A 17,322-nucleotide genomic window follows, 5' to 3' on the forward strand; every position below is an offset into this window, starting at 1 on the left:
TCAGTCTTTTTATTCTAATTTATTCAACCATTTCGCTAAGCTATATACCTCTACAATTAAAGTAATTGCATATGGGATAAAAAAGGCCGAAAATTCAAATCCAGAGACCTCTCCATCCGCTCTGTATGCCCCATTAAAAAGAATAAAAAAGAGTGCGAATTTCAAAACGCTTCCAAACAAAAATAAAAACCCCAATTGTTTTTTAAATTTCTCTCTGAAAAAATAAAGCACATTAAATACTAAGAGTGCTACCCCTATATTTACCACATATGCTAGAATGATTTTATTTTCAAAAAGAGAAAAACCCAGAAGATCTAATACTAGAATATGGACTCCAAAAATGATTACAGAAATTAATATTAACCTCTGTAAAAATTGAATTTGTATTCGTTTCATGTATTATTGAATCTGTTTAGTTGTTTGACAACAGCGTATAATGAAACTCCTACCCCAGCCAAAGTCATAATTATCACGTATAACTTCTCGCCCTGATTATAATTGGCATCCAACCATTTTCCAAGCCATATAAATAAGTAAATAGTAATTCCCATCTGAAACCCAATCCCAGTAAGAATTAAGCCATTTCTAAGCCGTTTGGGTTTGTTCTTGGGTGGTTTGCTGCTCATTTTGGTTCAGTTCTTTGATTGTTCCTTTCATTGAGCATGTAGCATTAAAGGTTGCACCTGGTTCTACAGATAATTTTCCAATAACAACATCGCCTGAAATATTTGCTGTAGCTTTTATGGTAAGCGTCTTATGTACAGATAATTCACCGGAGAATTTTCCTTCAATATCTGCATTGGTTGCATCTACTTTTCCTTTAATAAAACCTTCTGTACCAATTATAACTCGGCCATTTGTTTGCAAAGTTCCTTCTAAAGTTCCATCAATTCTAAAATCTCCTTCCGATTTGATGTCTCCAACAATCGAGGTGTTTTTCGCTATTACATTTCTTTCCATGACTTTCGCTGTTTTCGGTTTTTCCTTACTAGTAAACATTAGGGTCGCTTTTTTAGTCTGTTTAGTATTTCTTTTGCTTCCTTTCCTTCTTCTGTTTCAGCATATTGTAAAGCGATATAGTCTAATGCAGATTTATACGCCACTTTACCTTGGTATTTCCCTATAGCATAAGCTTTTAGGAGTTCAAATTTAGGAATTAATTTTGAATTTGATAATGTAGGTAGTATTTGTTCTATCTCACAAACAACATCTGCGTACTTATCATCTTTATACAGATAGTACAATTGCTTGTAAAATTTCTCCGTATCTGACAGTTCTTCTTCCTCTTCCTCAATCTCTCTTTCTGGAAATTCAACAATCTGCGCAAATTTTGTTCCGGCGTAGTTATCCAATATAAATTTCTTATACGTATTTGCCTTTGCGTTGTTTGTTTCATTATATAATTGATACAAATGATAGTTCGATGGCAAGACCAATGTGGAGTCAGGTTTACTGTTTAACAACCTTTCTAAATATGTTACTGATCTCGTTTTATTTTTAAACTGTTCTTTGTAAATCAACCCCAGTTCAAAAAGTGCCTCATTTCTGGTTGTGGTTAAAGAATCTAGTTCCTCTCTCTTGGTAGGGATTCTCTCTACATAACTCTCTACATCATATCTGCTTTCGTTTACAGCAATCGAATCTTTTCCGTTATTTTTTGTGCCGATTTGGGTCTTATCTGACCATCTCCAGTTATCTTCCAACGGTCTGCTTCCCCAAACTCTTTGAAATTCTCCCTCCCCGAAACCTAGCGATTGTGTATTGTAGAAATACCATTTTCCTCTATTTGTCGATTGTTGAGAACCTGATCCAAAAGCGTTACCAAATGAGATATTATTTAACTGTTGTTGTGCTATTGCTTCATCTGCTTTTTTAATTTTAGCTACGTACTCTTCAAAAAACTTAGTTTGTTCTTCTTTGGGTAACGAAGCAAGTCTTAAGATACTGTCATTATGTTGCAGTGTCTTTTCAAAAGAAATTAGAGACGCTAGACTTTTATGCCTTCTTTTAATTCTTCTTATTCGTAGATTATTTGAATCTTTTGCAACTCTTAGAACACTGTCATAATATGAACTTGCTAGCACATACTTTGTGTCTTTAAAATAAATATTCCCTAAACGTTCATAGCTAAACGTTTTTTGTTTTGCCTTACCATTCTTTGCACGGAGTGATCTATTATAATAGTCTATTGCGTCTGAAACACTATCTTGGTTTTCTTCAAGCACTCCTACCTGATAATATAAAGCATCCAAATAAGGCCTGTTATCTCTATTTTTTATTAGTTTTTGAAATCGTTCTAAAAGCGCCAACGACGATGAATCGCTGGTCGTGTTCTTTACCACTTCAATATTCGCGTAGATTCTATACTTATATGGAGCTTTCTTAAACTTGCTTAGTCTCTCAAAAACCATAATAGCAGAATCCTTTTTGCTTTCCAAGCTATATATCTGCCCTAAAATAAATAAGTTTCGAGCCGTTTGTTTTTTGTTTTCATGGGTCCTGGTAGCCAATGTTAAATGTTGGATAACTCGTTGTGTGCTATCCAGTTTGGTATATGCCATGGCCATGGCTGTGTGTGCTTGCTCTTTTATATCATCAGATAATGTTTCCTCCTTCTTTAATAGGAGTTTTAGCGATTCTATCGCAAGCTCTTCATTATCTAATCTAATATTAGACTTAGCTCTCCAGATTTTCGTTTCACTAATAAGGTTTGCATACGGATAATTTGCGATCACATAATTAAATGCTTCAATAGCAGGAACAAATCGTTGTGTGTAATATCTTGATTTTCCTAATAACAAATACGCGTCATCAATTTGCTTGTTCCGCTCTCTTCCTCTGATATTCATCGAGTGGCGCTGAATAGCTTTTACTGCCTTTTCTTCTGCCTTATCAAAATTAGATTCATTACTTGTTTCAGAAGTTGAAGTCGAGTTATTCGTCGTGTTTTTGCCTTTACTAAAACCTGCCCCTGGTCCATTAACCGTACCCTTTGGAGAGAGGGTTGGAATGTCAATTTTGTTCTCATCGAACTTAATGGGTTCTATAGGTAATCGTACCCAAAAATCGTCTTCATATTTAGTATCGATCTCTTCTACTCCTTTTCGGAAATACTCTTTTCCATTAAAGAGTACGTTAAACTTTGTAGTAAGCGCTTGGTAATTTCTAGCAACAAATGTATCCTTCTTTGTTCCACATGCATATATAAGAACAAAAAGAAAAATAAAGGCGCCTATTTTATGTATTCTATTCATAGAAAGAAAAAGCTCTTATTAACAAACATCCATTCTATAAAGATATTGTTAATAAGAGCGTAAAAATAGGAATAAAATCGAGATATATATTCTTACACAGAAAAATAGCTCTCTAACTCGGTAAGTGTTTCTTGAGAGGTCCAAATATCTTTCACTACTTTTCCTTTATCTAACACGACGATGCGCTCGCACACTTCTGTAACGTGACTTAGGTCGTGACTAGATATCAGTACGGTAACTTCTCGATCTTCTGTTAATGTTTTTAAAATCTTCTTCAGTCGTATTTGCGTAGTTGGGTCGAGATTTGCAAAAGGTTCATCTAGAACCACTACTTGAGGGTTTCCCATTATGGCAGCCACAATTCCAACTTTCTTCTGATTTCCTTTACTAAGATCCCTTAGGTATTTTCTCTTTCCTAGGATTTCACCACTAAAAAACTCATCGAATTGAGATATAAAAGATTTTACATCTGCCTTATTCATTCCTCTTAGATCTCCAATGAAATCGAAATACTCTTCTGGAGTCAAATATCCGATCAAAAATGTTTCATCTATAAAAGATCCTGTAAAAGTTTTCCATTCTTCACTCTCATTAACGGTGATGTTGTTATTGATGATCTTTCCAGTAGTTGGGCGTATTAGATCTAACAACATATTAAAAAATGTAGTTTTCCCCGCTCCGTTATTTCCAACTAAACCAAAGCTTTCTCCTTTAGGAATATCTAAGGACGATATATTCAGCACTTCCGCTGATCCGTATTTTTTTGAAATATTTATTGATTGTATCATGTTTCTTCTGTTGTTAGTTATGCTTTTTGATCAAAGGCGTGTATGGCCGCATATTTATTGTTGATGTATTTCTTTTCTATAAGTCCCATAAAATAGTTCTTAAAAAGTAGCGCTAAAACCCCAACGGTTGCAATCGCTATAATTCCAGCATTAAATCCAAAGAATGAGTTGAAGCCCCAAAATAATAACATAGGTAAACCCATCAATGGTAAGATAATAATGAACTGTGTAGCACTGGTTCCTTGATAGTTTGCAAATGCGCTTTTATCTAAATCTATTCGCTTTCTGTTAAAAGAGCCTGCGTATAATAAGAACAGGGAATTGAAGCCTATATTAAACGCCGCCCCAGCGGTCAGCATCAAAAACTCATCTACACCATAAATAAACAGGTACGGAATACAAAGGATGTATAGAAATGAGGTCATTACTACCATTAAGAACCATTTCGATTCTAAATATTTTCTATACTTAATGTTTTGGCTCATAAGCATTTTGTAATAAGAGCTATCCCATGCTGGTATAAATTGTCCAAAATTCAAAGCGAATCCTCCTGTTGCAAAAACGGAAGCAAATATTAAAAAGGCAGGCATCTTCGTTTCATATGTTTCGTTTCCAAAGAAAATAGTAACATAGAGCACAAATATAAAAGACATAATAAACACTGTTTTTGGTCTTTTGTTTCGCCAGATCAATCGAATGTCATTTTTAATGAATGGCGCAACATCTCCCATTTTATCTGCCCAGGACAGATCTGCCGAATTCGCTTCTTTTGTTTTTACAGAAACCACATCATCTAAATAGACCCTACTTCTTAGTTGCTTAAAATTGATGTAATAGAAAATTCCTGCCAATAACATTGGAACAATTACTAAGGTTGGGTAATTAAAAATGGTATCGAAAATGACCCCTGCGTAACTTGCAATATCAAAAACCTCAAGTGTTTGAACTGCCACTAAACCTCCAAGTGCAACAAAAATAACACCGAAAGCAATCTGACTTTTATTGATCAAGAAATTCAAGAAGTTAGACGAAAGCGTAATAAAAATCATCGAAAAAAGCCATCCTAATGCACCGGTCGCATCATACTCTTTTCCTATGAGCACTATAGCGAAAGGAACATAGAAAAACAATGGCATAAAGTTAAAAAATGATAGCATTGATTTTCCTAAAACATAATGCACTAATTTGCTCTTTTTAACGGGCAAAATAAGCATAGGTTTTATATTCATTACTGGTAGTTTTTGCATTAAATAACGGAAAACAAGGTCTCCAAAAACAGCAAAAATTAAGAAGGAGTTCACTACTTTTAACGGATCTTTACCAGGCATCTGTTCTTCAATTAGGAAAAAAGACGCGACTCCTAAACTTAAAAAGTTTACAATCATTAGCAGAGCAAAAAACACGAGAAAAACATTTAAAACAATGCTTTTCTGCCAATAGGAAGAACGGAAATACTGTTTCCACTCTAGTTTTAAAAAGTGTCCAATCATAGGTTAGTTAATTTCTTTGATATCAATAAGTATAAAAAGGTATTGGTTTGTTACAAGAAACCAGACATTTTTATGAAAAAGCCCGAATCGTACGATTCGGGCTTCATATTTATTTTTCTACTTTTAGTACCTGCTGAATAATCTCCTCAAGGTTTTGCTTAGGTAAAGCACCGTTTGCCATTTGTGGTGGTTCGTTCATAGGAACAAACAACATAGAAGGAATACTTCGTATTGCAAATGCAGCAGATAATTCTTGCTCTGCTTCAGTATCTACTTTATAAATATTGATCTTATCTCCATATTCTTCGCTTAGCTCTTCTAAAACTGGAGCAATCATCTTACATGGACCACACCAATCGGCATAAAAATCTATAATTGCAGGCACATCTCCTTCAAACTTCCATTCTTTATTCTTTTCATAATTGAAGACCTTTTCTAAAAAGGTTTCCTTCGTCAATAACTCTGTCATATTGTCTATTTAATTGGGTAAAGTTAGACGTTTTTTATTAACATAAATTACAGGTTATCAACCAATCACGGGCATTTCCGCATTTAATTTGCTAACTTTAAGTCGTAACTATTTATTAATTAATACTTTATATTATGAATTCTATTGCAATGATTGCTCGCTACCTCTTAGGGTTAGCCATGTTGGTTTTTGGAGCTAACAAGTTTTTTCATTTCATGCCGAACCCTGAACTTCCAGAAGCTGCCGGCGCATTTATGGGCGCGTTAGATGGTAGTGGATACATTTTTCCAGCGTTAGGTGTTGTTTACATTCTTGCTGGATTACTGTTAGTGTTGAATAAAGCAGTTCCTTTTGCATTGACAATGTTGGTTCCTGTTTCTTTTAATATTGTAGCTTTTCATTTAGCATATGCTCCTGAAGGGATCTTATTTGCAGCAGTTGTTGCTATTTTAAACTTGCTCTTGATTTATACTAATTGGGATCGATTTAAATCGCTGTTCGATTAGCGAATAAAAAAATGTTAAATTCTGTTAAAACCTTTTATGTATGTAACATAAGAGGTTTTTTTTATACTAACTTAGACGCCAATCAATTACATTCATCATGAAAAAACTAATCTTTCCTGTTCTTTGCGCTGTTACTATATTTACGGCTTGTAAAGAAGAAGCACCCAAAAGAGACATTGCAGTGAATTACCCTGAGACGGCAAAAAAACCAGTAGTAGACAACTATTTTGATACTGAAGTAACCGATAATTATCGTTGGTTAGAAGACGATAGAAGCCCAGAAACAGAAGCCTGGGTAAAAGCTGAAAACGAAGTAACTTTCGACTACCTGGATAAAATTCCTTACAGAAAACAACTAAAAGATCGTTTATCTGAGTTGTGGAACTATGAAAAAGTTACCGCTCCATATGCCGAAGGGGACTATATATATTATAGAAAAAATAGCGGCCTACAAAACCATTATGTTACTTATCGCAAGAAAGATGGAGGAAAAGAAGAAGTTTTCTTAGATCCAAATACGTTTTCCGAAGATGGAACAACTTCTTTAAGTGGATTAAGTTTTTCTAAGGATGGTAAAACAGCAGCCTATTCTATTTCTGAAGGCGGAAGCGATTGGAGAAAAATCATCGTTATTGATGTAGAAACTAAAAAAATAAAAGAAGACACCCTGGTAGATGTGAAGTTCTCAGGGATTAGCTGGAGAGGGAACGAAGGGTTCTATTACTCTAGTTATGATAAGCCTAAAGGAAGTGAGCTTTCTGCTAAAACAGATCAACATAAATTATACTATCATAAATTGGGTACTTCTCAAAAAAATGATCCCGTTGTTTTTGGAGGAACAGACGCTGAAAAACATAGATATGTAGGAGGGTATTTGACCGAAGATGATCGTTATTTGATCATTTCTGCATCCACCTCTACGTCAGGAAACAAGCTTTTTATTAAAGACCTTACAAAAAAGAAGAGTCCTTTAATAGCTGTAGTAGACAACTTTGATAGCGACACATATGTTATAGATAACAGAGGTAGTAAGTTGTATTTAGTAACCAACTTAAACGCTCCTAATCAAAAGATCGTTACTGTTGATGCTAAAAATCCTACTCCAAAAAACTGGAAGGATTTTATTGCTGAAACAAAACACGTGATGAGTCCTTCAACTGGTGGAGGCTATTTCTTTATTGAATATATGGTGGATGCCGTATCGAAAGTAATGCAATACGATTTTGATGGAAAGCTAATTCGTGAAGTAAAATTACCTGGTGTTGGAAACGCTGGAGGTTTTGGTGGTAAAACAGATGCTAAATTCGATTACTATACCTTCACAAATTATAATACTCCTACAAGTACATATAAGTATAATATTGCAACTGGAGAATCTAAATTATACTGGAAACCAGAGATCGATTTTAATGCAGATGACTATGAAAGCAAGCAAGTATTCTATACCTCAAAAGATGGAACAAAAGTTCCTATGATCATCACACATAAAAAAGGAATTGAGCTTAACGGTAAAAACCCAACCATCTTATATGGCTACGGTGGTTTTAATATTTCACTGTATCCTTCTTTCAGAATTACTAGAGCTGTTTGGATGGAACAAGGGGGAATTTACGCTGTTCCTAATTTAAGAGGTGGCGGAGAATATGGTAAAAAATGGCACAAAGCAGGGACACAAATGCAAAAGCAAAATGTATTCGATGACTTTATTGCGGCTGCAGAATATTTAACCGAAAACAAGTATACTTCCTCTGATTATTTAGCAATTAGCGGAGGGTCCAATGGAGGATTGCTTGTTGGGGCTACTATGACACAACGACCAGATCTAATGAAAGTTGCGTTACCTGCAGTCGGGGTGTTAGACATGCTGCGTTACCATACATTTACAGCTGGAGCAGGTTGGGCATACGATTATGGTACTGCGCAACAAAGTAAAGAGATGTTCGAGTATTTAAAAGGATATTCACCAGTCCATAATGTAAAAGAAGGAACTGCTTACCCTGCAACCTTAGTAACAACCGGTGATCATGATGACCGTGTTGTGCCTGCACACAGTTTCAAGTTTGCTGCTGAGCTACAGGACAAACATGAAGGTAAAAACCCTGTTTTAATTAGAATAGAAACCAATGCAGGACATGGAGCAGGTACACCTGTGGCAAAAACCATAGAACAGTATTCAGATATTTACGGATTTACACTGTTCAATATGGGGTTTGATGTATTACCGAATCCACCGAAAGCAAAAATTAAATCATAAATAAAAACCAAAACATAATGAATTCAACCAAAAAAACGCTCCTTATCTGTGCTATTGCAAGTCTGGGAATGGTGGCGTGTAAGAAAGACAAAACCAATGAAAGTATTGGTCTTGCCTTAGAGAATATGGACAAAGAGGTTCGCCCCAACGATGATTTCTTTAGACATGTAAACGGAAAATGGCTTGATAAAACTGAAATTCCAGATGATCAAACATCATGGGGTGGGTTTAATCAACTTCGTAAAAAGACCGATGCGGATGTTTTAACCATATTAAATAAAGCAATTGAAGAAAGAGATTTTCCAAAAATAAAAGATGCTCAAGGAAACGAGATTGATTCTGATCAAGAAAAGGCTGTAAACTATTACGAGAGTATCATGGATACCGTCACTCGTAATAAGCAAGGAATAGATCCTGTAAAACCTTATTTAGCTAAGATCGCTGAAGTGAAAACTAAAGACGACATTGAAAACCTAATTACGAATATGGCTCCTTATGGAGGTATTGGTTTTTACGGGTTCGGTGTTTTCAACGATTTAAAAAACAGTAGTGTAAATGCCGGTTATTTAGGTGGTGGTGGACTTGGTTTATCTAGAGACTATTATGTAGACGAAAAGGTAAAAGATAAGCTAGAGAAGTATCAAGAGTTTATTGGTAAAATGCTCCAAAAATTTGGTGACGACGAAGCTACAGCTAAGAAAAATGCTGCAAAGATCGTTGCTTTCGAAAAAAGTCTAGCAGAGCCAATGATGACCAAAGAAGAGCGTAGAGATATCCGTAAAATTTACAACCCAATGACGGTTGCTGAATTGCAAAAGTTATCACCTGCTATTGATTGGGGTGCTCACCTAAAAGGTATTGGTGTAGAAAACCTTGACAAGATCATTGTAACAGATCCTGGGTATTTTAAAGCTATGAGTGAAACATTTAAAAACACTTCTGTAGAGGACATAAAGTTAGCTTTGCGTTGGGGTGCTATTAATAACTCTCTTGGTTTATTAACTACTGACCTAGAAAAAGCGAATTGGGAGTTCTACAGCAAAACGATGCGGGGTGCTAAAAAACAACGTCCTAGAGATGAGCGTGCTTTAGGAAACTTAAATGGTGCTGTTGGTGAAGCTTTAGGAAAATTATATGTAGACGCTAAGTTTCCGCCTGAGGCTAAGAAAAAGGCAAGAGAAATGATTGACAATGTAATGTTAGGTTTCGAAAAGCGCATTGCTCAATTGCCTTGGATGAGTGAAGAGACAAAGAAAAAAGCATTAGAGAAGCTACATAAGTTAACGGTTAAGATTGCGTATCCGGACAAGTGGAAGGATTACTCAGAATTAGAAGTTAAAGGCATTAAAAATGGAGGAACATACTTCGAAAATGCCTTGAATGTTGCCAAATGGAACTACATTAAAAATATGGATAAATTAGGTAAAGAGGTAGACAGATCAGAGTGGGCGATGTCTCCTCAAACTGTAAATGCTTACTTTAATCCAGTAAACAATGAGATTGTATTCCCTGCGGCTATTTTACAACCTCCTTTTTATGATTACAGAGCGGATGAAGCTGTGAATTATGGAGGAATTGGTGCTGTTATCGGTCATGAAATCTCGCATAGTTTTGATGATTCTGGAGCTCGTTTTGACGGTGATGGAAACCTAAACAACTGGTGGACAAAAGAAGATTCTGAAAAATTCGCTTTAGCTGGAGAAAAATTAGTAGATCAGTATAGCAGTATTATTGCTATTGACAGCATGCACTTAAATGGTAAATTTACATTAGGAGAAAACATTGGAGATCTAGGTGGTGTGCAAGCTGCTTATGAAGGGTTGCAAATTTTCTTACAGAAAAACGGTCGTCCTGGAAAAATTGATGGATATACTCCTGAACAACGTTTCTTCCTTTCATGGGGAACGATATGGAGAACAAAAATGCGTGATGAGGCTTTAAAGAACTTGATCATGACAAACACTCACGCTCCTGGAATGTATAGAGCGTATATGCCTTTGAAAAACGTAGCGGCTTTCTATGAAGCTTTTGACGTAAAAGAAGGAGATAAAATGTACTTAAAACCAGAGGATAGAGTTGCTATTTGGTAAGTAATTAATAGAATGTCATTTCGATATGAGTCCGAAATTTCGGGCGATTGAGAAATCTAAGATTCCTCGTCGCAAAACTCTGTCGGAATGACATTTTCATCTTATTTTTGCCGTAGTCTTTAAAGACTACGGTTTTTTTATGCTTAGAGTCAATAACATATCTTTTCAATATAGCGATCAAAAAAAGGTTTTAAACAATCTTTCTTTTACAGTTGATATTGGTCAACACCTATGTGTTATGGGAGAAAGCGGTAGTGGAAAGTCAACCTTACTTAAGACTATTTATGGTCTACTGGATTTAAATGAAGGTACGTTATTTTGGAAAGAACATCAAATCTTGGGCCCTGCTCACCATTTGGTTCCTGGAATGGATTTTTTTAAATATGTTCCTCAAGATTTCGACTTGATGCCATATACATCTGTTTCAGAAAATATTGGAAAACACCTTTCTAGATTCTATCCTCAAGAAAAAGAAATCAGAACTCAAGAATTGCTCGAGGTAATAGAGCTTTCTGAATTTGCTCAAGAGAAAGTAAAGAATTTAAGTGGGGGACAACAGCAGCGTGTGGCAATTGCCAGAGCATTAGCCAAAGAACCTGAGCTTATTTTATTAGACGAACCTTTTAGTCAGATTGATAACTTTAAAAAGAATTCTTTACGTAGAAAGCTATTCGCTTATCTCAAAGAAAAAGACATTGCATGTATTGTTGCCACTCACGATGGTAACGATGCTTTATCTTTTGCTGATCAAATGATTGTCATTAAAGACCAGCACATCATTGCAAACGATTCTCCAAAGAACTTATATGAAAACCTATCAGAACATTATGTTGGTGCTTTATTTGACGATGTAAATGCGATTACAATTGATGGTGCGTCGGTGCTGTTATATCCACATCAGATCAAAGTTGTTGACAAGTCAGTACACCAAGCAACAATCTATACATCCTATTTTAAAGGTTTTTATTGGTTAATCGAAGCGGAGTATCGTTCTCAAAAAGTGTTCTTCCAACACTCGGTTAAAATAGCATCAGGAGATCGTGTGAATCTTGATTTTCCGTCCGTTCCAAAATAACCCTTCTCCCTCCTTCTTTCCAAGCAATAGTTTTCCTATTGGAGATGATGTCGATATTGCAAAATATGTAGTCTTTTCTATTTGCATTTGCCCTGCACTAATACTTAAAAAGTAGTTACCCGTATTAGTTCCTATAAGCGCTCCCAAACTAACTATATTAGATTCTCTTGAAATATCGATCTTCGCCAACGTTTCTTTCATTTGTTGTACAGAAACTAGCTGTTGGCCCGCTTTTTCCATTTCTAATTGTAACATAGCTCGACCTGTCTCATGCTTATCTCCTGCAGAACTTTTTGTTTCGGAATTTAATGCCTTTCGATGTGAGGCTATTGTGTTTTCAATGTTCAACAATCGATGATCTACAATCTCTTCACATCGTTTGTATAATTTTTGTTTTATGTTCATACCAGATCTGCTAGTTCTTTTCCTACCAAGCTTCCAATAGCAACACCCATACCTCCTAGCCGAACCCCACAAAACACATTTTCAGACAGCGACTTTACAATTGCCTTCTTCTGATTTCCAACTCCCATTATACCACTCCAACGCTGTTCGATTTCAAAAGTTGTATCTGGTAAGATTGTTGTTTTTAACAATTCCTCCAGTTTATCTTGAACTAATTCTGTCTGACCAAATTCAGTCGTTTCTTCTGTTTCAAAGTTTAAATTTCTACCACCTCCAAACAAAATTCTATCATCAATATTTCGGAAATAATAATAGCCTTCGTCCAAATGAAAAGTTCCTTTAATATGTAGGTTCGGAATAGGTTTAGTAACCACCACCTGTGCCCTTGCGGGTTTTACTTCCTCATCTATTATTTCGCCTGAAAAGCCATTTGTTGCGATTAATAACTTCCTTGTGTTAAACGAAACAGTATTCGTTTTAATGGTCACAGTATCTGCACCCTCCGTAAATTCTTTTACTTCGCAGTTGTTTAATATGCTAATTCCTTTCTGCTGCGTCATGTGAAGTAAAGATGCCATCATCTTTCCCGTATCTATTTGTCCTTCAAAAGCATTGACAATATAGTTGGGGTGGATATTTTCAAACCTATATGTGTTTTCAGAAAAAGAAAAAACATCTTCTTTAAAGATTGGTTGTAATAACAAATTCAAATAAGGTATGTGATCTACACAGCTTTCGTAGAATTCTGGCGTTTGAAATAGTTCATATCCTTTGTGATGTTGATAGTCTATGTTAGAATCACCTAGTATTTTTCGTAACAATTCTAATCCTTCCCAACGTTTTTTAATCAGGTCAAAAACCTCTTCTTCGCTATGCTTTTTTAAATCACTTAGTATTTCGGAAACACTTCCAAAACAGGCAAATCCAGCATTTTTTGTACTCGCTCCCTGTGGTAATAATCCTTTTTCTAACACCAACACTTTGGCGTTTGGAAATCGTTCTTTTAATCGTAGCGCACAATTCAATCCAACAATTCCACTGCCCACTACTGTATAGTCAACATTAGAAAACCACTCTTTTATTTCCCAATAACTATAGTTCATTTAAATATTTTTCAAAACATAAACTATTTTCCACTCCTACATATTGACCATAGTTTTCCATTCTCTTATATCCTATTTTATCATAAAACCGAACTGCTTCTACCTGTCTTTCTCCAGTTTCCAATATACATCTTTCAAAATTCAGTTCTTTCGCCCATGCTTCTAGTTCTTGCATGATTTTTTTCGCAATCCCCTTTCCTCTTCTTTCGGGTTTGGTATACACTCTTTTTATTTCGATTGCATTATCATCAAATCTTTTAATCGCTCCACAACCTAAGGCCTCCTGATCTTTATATACGACAATTACATATTTAATAGTATCTAACTTATTATACTGATCATAAAAATCATGATCATCGCCATCAGTAATAGCAAGGTAAGCGTCTAGTTCCTTTACCAGTTCTATAAAGTCTTTATTTGCTGAGTTTGTTCTTTTAATTTTTAATTCCATTATTATTCTGTGAGATTCTGAAGCAAGTTCAGAATAACGTCATGTAATTTGTTAAAACTCAAATTTTAATTGTACCCAAAATGGTTCTTTCTTTTCTGTGTCTAAGTTACCAAAAGATATACCTAAAAGGCGTACAGAGTTTTGCAATTTTTCCTGATATAATAGTTCTTTTACCACAGGCATAAACTCTTCTTTTTTTTGTAGGAAATGATGTACAGTTTTACTTCTGGTTTGCTGAGTAAAGTCGCTATACTTTATTTTTAAGGTAATCGTTTTTCCTTTTGTTTCGGAATTGATCATTCTTCTTTCCAATTCCTCTGCAATCTTATCCAACCGTTCCAACATAAAGATCTCTGATGAAATGTTTTCAGAAAACGTTCTTTCTGCGGCTATTGATTTTCGAATTCGATCAGGCTTTACCTTGCTCTTATGCATTCCGCGAACAATGTTAAAATAGAATTGCCCAGATTTCCCAAAAAGAGTTGTCAATTCTTCTAGGGATTTTTTCTTAAGATCTTCTCCTTTAAAAATCCCTAAGTTGTGCATTTTGGCAGCTGTAACCTTTCCTACTCCGTAAAATTTATTCACTGGAAGGTCTTCTAAAAATGAGAGCACCTCTTCCGGGTTAATCGTCTTTTGTCCATTCGGTTTATTAATGTCGGAAGCTACTTTGGCAATAAACTTATTGATAGAAATTCCAGCCGAAGCTCTTAGTTCCAAATCATCGTAAATTCGGTCTCTTATTTCTTGAGCTATTAAACTGGCCGATGGGTTTCCCTTCTTATTTTTGGTAACATCTAAATAGGCTTCATCTAAAGAAAGTGGCTCTACCAAATCGGTATATTCATAAAATATTTCTCTAACTTTTGTCGAGATCTCTTGATACCTATCATATCGTGGTTTTACAAAAATAATGTGTGGACACTTTTGTTTAGCTAGATATCCACTCATAGCGGACCGAACTCCAAATTTACGTGCCTCATAGCTCGCAGCCGAGACAACACCTCGTACTTCACTTCCTCCAACCGCTACAGGTTTTCCTCTTAATTCCGGATTGTCCAGTTGCTCTACAGATGCATAGAATGCATCCATGTCTACATGAATTATTTTGCGATATGTGTCCTCTTCTTGCACAAGATAAAACTACAAAATCTTTGTCGATCTTGCTTAAAACGGAATGGTCAAAAACTTCTTTTTAAAAGAATGCGTTTAACATGGTAAATATGGCCAAAACGCCAGTCAATCCAGCCAATACAATGTTCAAGTCTTTTACTACTCTTTGAGATCTGTTCTTAATTTTATGCGCATACATTATATACATGTTCAATAGGCAAAAAGTGCCAATGGCAGAGCCCAAAACAAAAGTTGCTGTGCTAGCATTTTCGAACCGCAACCAACCAAACATTCCTAGCACTGACGTAATCTCACAGAAAAATGGAATAGCAAATATATTTAAAGAAGAAAGTACAACGCCAAACATAAAACTATTGCTTACATGCTCCTTTTCTCTGTATCGTCTTTCTTTTTTAGACTGCATAAAGAAGTACACGGAAAGTATTGCGAGTATTCCCGCGCCTATAATTTGAATATTCTGAATAAATGCTGGATTATTATGTAGGTATTTCGCAAATAAAATGGCTAGATATGCCTGTGCTAATACCACAATGGATACACCAAGTGCAAATCGAACAGCTTCCGTATTGTTTTTATCTAGGCTTGTTTTTACTGCTGTCATGTTCAGCATACTCGGAAAGATCGTTCCTAAGAACGATGTAGCAAAGCCTAAAATAAATGGAACTGCGATATTCATATTGTAATACTGTTTTATTTGTGTCGTAGCAATTAGAGCAGCTTTACAATATTTGGTGTAAAAAAAAAGGCGCTCCGTTGGAGCGCCTTTTTTCTTTCTATATGTTACGGGTTATACTACACCTTGATCTAACATTGCATCTGCTACTTTTACAAAGCCTGCAACATTAGCTCCTCTTACGTAATCTACATATCCACCTTCTTGTGTTCCATAGGTTACACAAGCTTCATGGATACTGTTCATAATTCCATGTAATTTAGCATCTACCTCTTCTCTTGTCCAACTTAAACGTAAAGAGTTCTGAGACATTTCTAATCCAGATGTTGCTACACCACCTGCATTCGATGCTTTTCCTGGAGCAAATAATAGTTTTGCTTCATGGAACGCTTCTATTGCTTCTGGAGTAGATGGCATGTTTGCTCCTTCAGAAACACACATACATCCATTAGCTATTAAAGTTTTTGCCTCATCTCCATTTAGTTCATTTTGAGTAGCGCATGGTAAAGCCACATCACACTTCGTTCCCCAAGGTCTTTCTCCTTTAAAGAATTTAGCCGATGGGTATTTCTCCACATATTCGTGAATTCTTCCGCGACGTACATTTTTGATCTCCATTACATATGCTAACTTTTCAGCATCGATTCCATCTTCATCATAAATATATCCTGATGAATCCGACATCGTTACTACTTTAGCGCCTAATTCGGTTGCTTTTTCTGTAGCATATTGTGCTACATTTCCTGATCCAGAAACCGCTACTATTTTTCCGTTAAAAGAATCTCCTTTGGTCTTCAACATATTTTCAGCAAAGTATACGTTTCCGTATCCAGTTGCTTCTGGTCTAATCAATGATCCTCCCCAAGAAGCTCCCTTTCCAGTAAGTACTCCTGTAAATTCGTTTCGCAATCTTTTATACTGACCAAACATAAATCCGATCTCTCTTCCTCCAACTCCAATATCTCCAGCAGGCACATCCGTATTTGCTCCAATATGACGTGCCAATTCCGTCATAAATGACTGACAAAACTTCATCACTTCATTATCTGATTTTCCTTTCGGGTTAAAATCAGAACCTCCTTTTCCTCCACCCATTGGTAAAGTAGTAAGCGAGTTCTTGAATACTTGTTCGAATCCTAAAAACTTTAAGATCGACAAATTCACTGAAGGGTGAAAACGTAAACCTCCTTTATAAGGTCCAATTGCAGAATTAAATTCTACTCTGTATCCTCTGTTTACTTGCGTTTCTCCACTATCATCAACCCAAGGAACTCTAAACATTAACGTTCTTTCTGGCTCCACCATTCTTTCCAACAATTTCTTCCCTTGATACTTAGGATTGTTCTCTATAAACGGAATTACGGTTTCTGCAACTTCGTGAACAGCTTGCAAAAATTCTGGCTCATGGTGATTTCTTTGCTTCACCAAATCCATAAAAGCATTAATCTTAGCTTCCATATAATAAGTGATTTATATTGTTTTATTTGATAATAATTTGGCAAAGATAGATAATTTAACACATGATAAAATGAAATTTCGTTTTAAATTCACTTGTCTTATCGCCAGTACTCAATCGTTTTCGCTTGCTTTTTTTAATTCCAATAAAAACAACAAGCCTTTCTCTATAAAA

At 35.6% G+C, this 17,322-nt stretch carries 17 protein-coding genes; 4 read left to right on the plus strand and 13 right to left on the minus strand.

The window, feature by feature from the left end:
* Nucleotides 1-9: 9 nt before the first annotated feature.
* From RQM59_RS03020 to trxA, 7 genes are all read right to left on the minus strand, one after another.
* A complete protein-coding gene (locus RQM59_RS03020; RefSeq protein ID WP_349240580.1) occupies nucleotides 10-396 on the minus strand; it encodes a hypothetical protein in 387 nt (128 codons plus the stop codon).
* Nucleotides 393-626 carry an AtpZ/AtpI family protein gene (locus tag RQM59_RS03025; RefSeq protein WP_349240581.1) on the minus strand — a complete coding sequence of 78 codons (234 nt, stop codon included), beginning with the start codon at nucleotides 624-626 and terminating at the stop codon, nucleotides 393-395. The genes RQM59_RS03020 and RQM59_RS03025 overlap by 4 nt, the downstream gene beginning before the upstream one ends.
* Nucleotides 586-999: a bactofilin family protein gene (locus RQM59_RS03030; RefSeq protein WP_349240582.1), complete on the minus strand. Its 414-nt coding sequence runs from the start codon at nucleotides 997-999 to the stop codon at nucleotides 586-588. Before RQM59_RS03030 ends, RQM59_RS03025 begins: the two co-directional genes overlap by 41 nt.
* Nucleotides 999-3,254: a type IX secretion system periplasmic lipoprotein PorW/SprE gene (porW, locus tag RQM59_RS03035; RefSeq protein WP_349240583.1), complete on the minus strand. Its 2,256-nt coding sequence runs from the start codon at nucleotides 3,252-3,254 to the stop codon at nucleotides 999-1,001. Before porW ends, RQM59_RS03030 begins: the two co-directional genes overlap by 1 nt.
* Nucleotides 3,255-3,346: 92 nt before the next feature.
* A complete protein-coding gene (locus tag RQM59_RS03040; RefSeq protein ID WP_349240584.1) occupies nucleotides 3,347-4,042 on the minus strand; it encodes an ABC transporter ATP-binding protein in 696 nt (231 codons plus the stop codon).
* 17 nt (nucleotides 4,043-4,059) lie between these two features.
* Nucleotides 4,060-5,532: a DUF5687 family protein gene (locus RQM59_RS03045; RefSeq protein ID WP_349240585.1), complete on the minus strand. Its 1,473-nt coding sequence runs from the start codon at nucleotides 5,530-5,532 to the stop codon at nucleotides 4,060-4,062.
* Between the two features lie 109 nt (nucleotides 5,533-5,641).
* Nucleotides 5,642-6,001 carry a thioredoxin gene (gene trxA, locus RQM59_RS03050; RefSeq protein ID WP_349240586.1) on the minus strand — a complete coding sequence of 120 codons (360 nt, stop codon included), beginning with the start codon at nucleotides 5,999-6,001 and terminating at the stop codon, nucleotides 5,642-5,644.
* Nucleotides 6,002-6,135: 134 nt separating this feature from the next.
* Here trxA and RQM59_RS03055 point away from each other — a divergent pair, with 134 nt between their 5' ends.
* The 4 genes from RQM59_RS03055 to RQM59_RS03070 all read left to right on the plus strand — a co-directional run bounded on the left by RQM59_RS03055 (nucleotide 6,136) and on the right by RQM59_RS03070 (nucleotide 11,926).
* Complete coding sequence (locus RQM59_RS03055) at nucleotides 6,136-6,507, plus strand: DoxX protein (RefSeq protein WP_349240587.1); 372 nt, start codon at nucleotides 6,136-6,138, stop codon at nucleotides 6,505-6,507.
* A 97-nt stretch (nucleotides 6,508-6,604) separates the two neighbouring features.
* Entirely contained in the window at nucleotides 6,605-8,761 is a 2,157-nt protein-coding gene (locus tag RQM59_RS03060) for a prolyl oligopeptidase family serine peptidase (RefSeq protein ID WP_349240588.1), read from the plus strand.
* A gap of 17 nt (nucleotides 8,762-8,778) precedes the next feature.
* Nucleotides 8,779-10,851 carry a M13 family metallopeptidase gene (locus RQM59_RS03065; RefSeq protein WP_349240589.1) on the plus strand — a complete coding sequence of 691 codons (2,073 nt, stop codon included), beginning with the start codon at nucleotides 8,779-8,781 and terminating at the stop codon, nucleotides 10,849-10,851.
* Between the two features lie 139 nt (nucleotides 10,852-10,990).
* Nucleotides 10,991-11,926 (plus strand): ABC transporter ATP-binding protein, encoded by a 936-nt coding sequence (locus RQM59_RS03070; protein WP_349240590.1) that lies wholly within the window; start codon nucleotides 10,991-10,993, stop codon nucleotides 11,924-11,926.
* Here the strand turns inward: RQM59_RS03070 and RQM59_RS03075 are convergent.
* The 6 genes from RQM59_RS03075 to gdhA all read right to left on the minus strand — a co-directional run bounded on the left by RQM59_RS03075 (nucleotide 11,882) and on the right by gdhA (nucleotide 17,150).
* A complete protein-coding gene (locus RQM59_RS03075; RefSeq protein WP_349240591.1) occupies nucleotides 11,882-12,331 on the minus strand; it encodes a 3-oxoacyl-ACP synthase in 450 nt (149 codons plus the stop codon). The genes RQM59_RS03070 and RQM59_RS03075 overlap by 45 nt on opposite strands.
* Nucleotides 12,328-13,434, minus strand: coding sequence for an NAD(P)/FAD-dependent oxidoreductase (locus RQM59_RS03080; RefSeq protein ID WP_349240592.1), 1,107 nt, complete (start codon nucleotides 13,432-13,434; stop codon nucleotides 12,328-12,330). Before RQM59_RS03080 ends, RQM59_RS03075 begins: the two co-directional genes overlap by 4 nt.
* On the minus strand, nucleotides 13,424-13,885 hold the full coding sequence (locus tag RQM59_RS03085; protein ID WP_349240593.1) for a GNAT family N-acetyltransferase: 462 nt from the start codon (nucleotides 13,883-13,885) through the stop codon (nucleotides 13,424-13,426). Before RQM59_RS03085 ends, RQM59_RS03080 begins: the two co-directional genes overlap by 11 nt.
* Before the next feature lie 51 nt (nucleotides 13,886-13,936).
* Entirely contained in the window at nucleotides 13,937-15,019 is a 1,083-nt protein-coding gene (gene dinB / locus RQM59_RS03090; protein WP_349240594.1) for a DNA polymerase IV, read from the minus strand.
* Nucleotides 15,020-15,080: 61 nt separating this feature from the next.
* Nucleotides 15,081-15,695: a LysE family transporter gene (locus RQM59_RS03095; RefSeq protein ID WP_349240595.1), complete on the minus strand. Its 615-nt coding sequence runs from the start codon at nucleotides 15,693-15,695 to the stop codon at nucleotides 15,081-15,083.
* 111 nt (nucleotides 15,696-15,806) lie between these two features.
* Nucleotides 15,807-17,150 (minus strand): NADP-specific glutamate dehydrogenase, encoded by a 1,344-nt coding sequence (gene gdhA / locus RQM59_RS03100; protein ID WP_349240596.1) that lies wholly within the window; start codon nucleotides 17,148-17,150, stop codon nucleotides 15,807-15,809.
* Nucleotides 17,151-17,322: the final 172 nt, after the last annotated feature.

Origin of the sequence: Asprobacillus argus (assembly GCF_032248395.1) — a bacterium.
Taxonomy (GTDB): Bacteria; Bacteroidota; Bacteroidia; order Flavobacteriales; family Flavobacteriaceae; genus Polaribacter; species Polaribacter argus.

Excerpts from the sequence above, each read along its gene's own strand:
- trxA (WP_349240586.1), bottom strand. The coding sequence starts at position 6,001 with ATGACAGAGTTATTGACGAAGGAAACCTTTTTAGAAAAGGTCTTCAAT.
- RQM59_RS03060 (WP_349240588.1), top strand. The coding sequence starts at position 6,605 with ATGAAAAAACTAATCTTTCCTGTTCTTTGCGCTGTTACTATATTTACG.
- RQM59_RS03095 (WP_349240595.1), bottom strand. The coding sequence starts at position 15,695 with ATGAATATCGCAGTTCCATTTATTTTAGGCTTTGCTACATCGTTCTTA.
- RQM59_RS03055 (WP_349240587.1), top strand. The coding sequence starts at position 6,136 with ATGAATTCTATTGCAATGATTGCTCGCTACCTCTTAGGGTTAGCCATG.
- RQM59_RS03080 (WP_349240592.1), bottom strand. The coding sequence starts at position 13,434 with ATGAACTATAGTTATTGGGAAATAAAAGAGTGGTTTTCTAATGTTGAC.
- porW (WP_349240583.1), bottom strand. The coding sequence starts at position 3,254 with ATGAATAGAATACATAAAATAGGCGCCTTTATTTTTCTTTTTGTTCTT.
- RQM59_RS03025 (WP_349240581.1), bottom strand. The coding sequence starts at position 626 with ATGAGCAGCAAACCACCCAAGAACAAACCCAAACGGCTTAGAAATGGC.
- RQM59_RS03070 (WP_349240590.1), top strand. The coding sequence starts at position 10,991 with ATGCTTAGAGTCAATAACATATCTTTTCAATATAGCGATCAAAAAAAG.
- RQM59_RS03045 (WP_349240585.1), bottom strand. The coding sequence starts at position 5,532 with ATGATTGGACACTTTTTAAAACTAGAGTGGAAACAGTATTTCCGTTCT.
- gdhA (WP_349240596.1), bottom strand. The coding sequence starts at position 17,150 with ATGGAAGCTAAGATTAATGCTTTTATGGATTTGGTGAAGCAAAGAAAT.
- RQM59_RS03085 (WP_349240593.1), bottom strand. The coding sequence starts at position 13,885 with ATGGAATTAAAAATTAAAAGAACAAACTCAGCAAATAAAGACTTTATA.
- RQM59_RS03030 (WP_349240582.1), bottom strand. The coding sequence starts at position 999 with ATGTTTACTAGTAAGGAAAAACCGAAAACAGCGAAAGTCATGGAAAGA.
- RQM59_RS03020 (WP_349240580.1), bottom strand. The coding sequence starts at position 396 with ATGAAACGAATACAAATTCAATTTTTACAGAGGTTAATATTAATTTCT.
- RQM59_RS03065 (WP_349240589.1), top strand. The coding sequence starts at position 8,779 with ATGAATTCAACCAAAAAAACGCTCCTTATCTGTGCTATTGCAAGTCTG.
- RQM59_RS03075 (WP_349240591.1), bottom strand. The coding sequence starts at position 12,331 with ATGAACATAAAACAAAAATTATACAAACGATGTGAAGAGATTGTAGAT.
- RQM59_RS03040 (WP_349240584.1), bottom strand. The coding sequence starts at position 4,042 with ATGATACAATCAATAAATATTTCAAAAAAATACGGATCAGCGGAAGTG.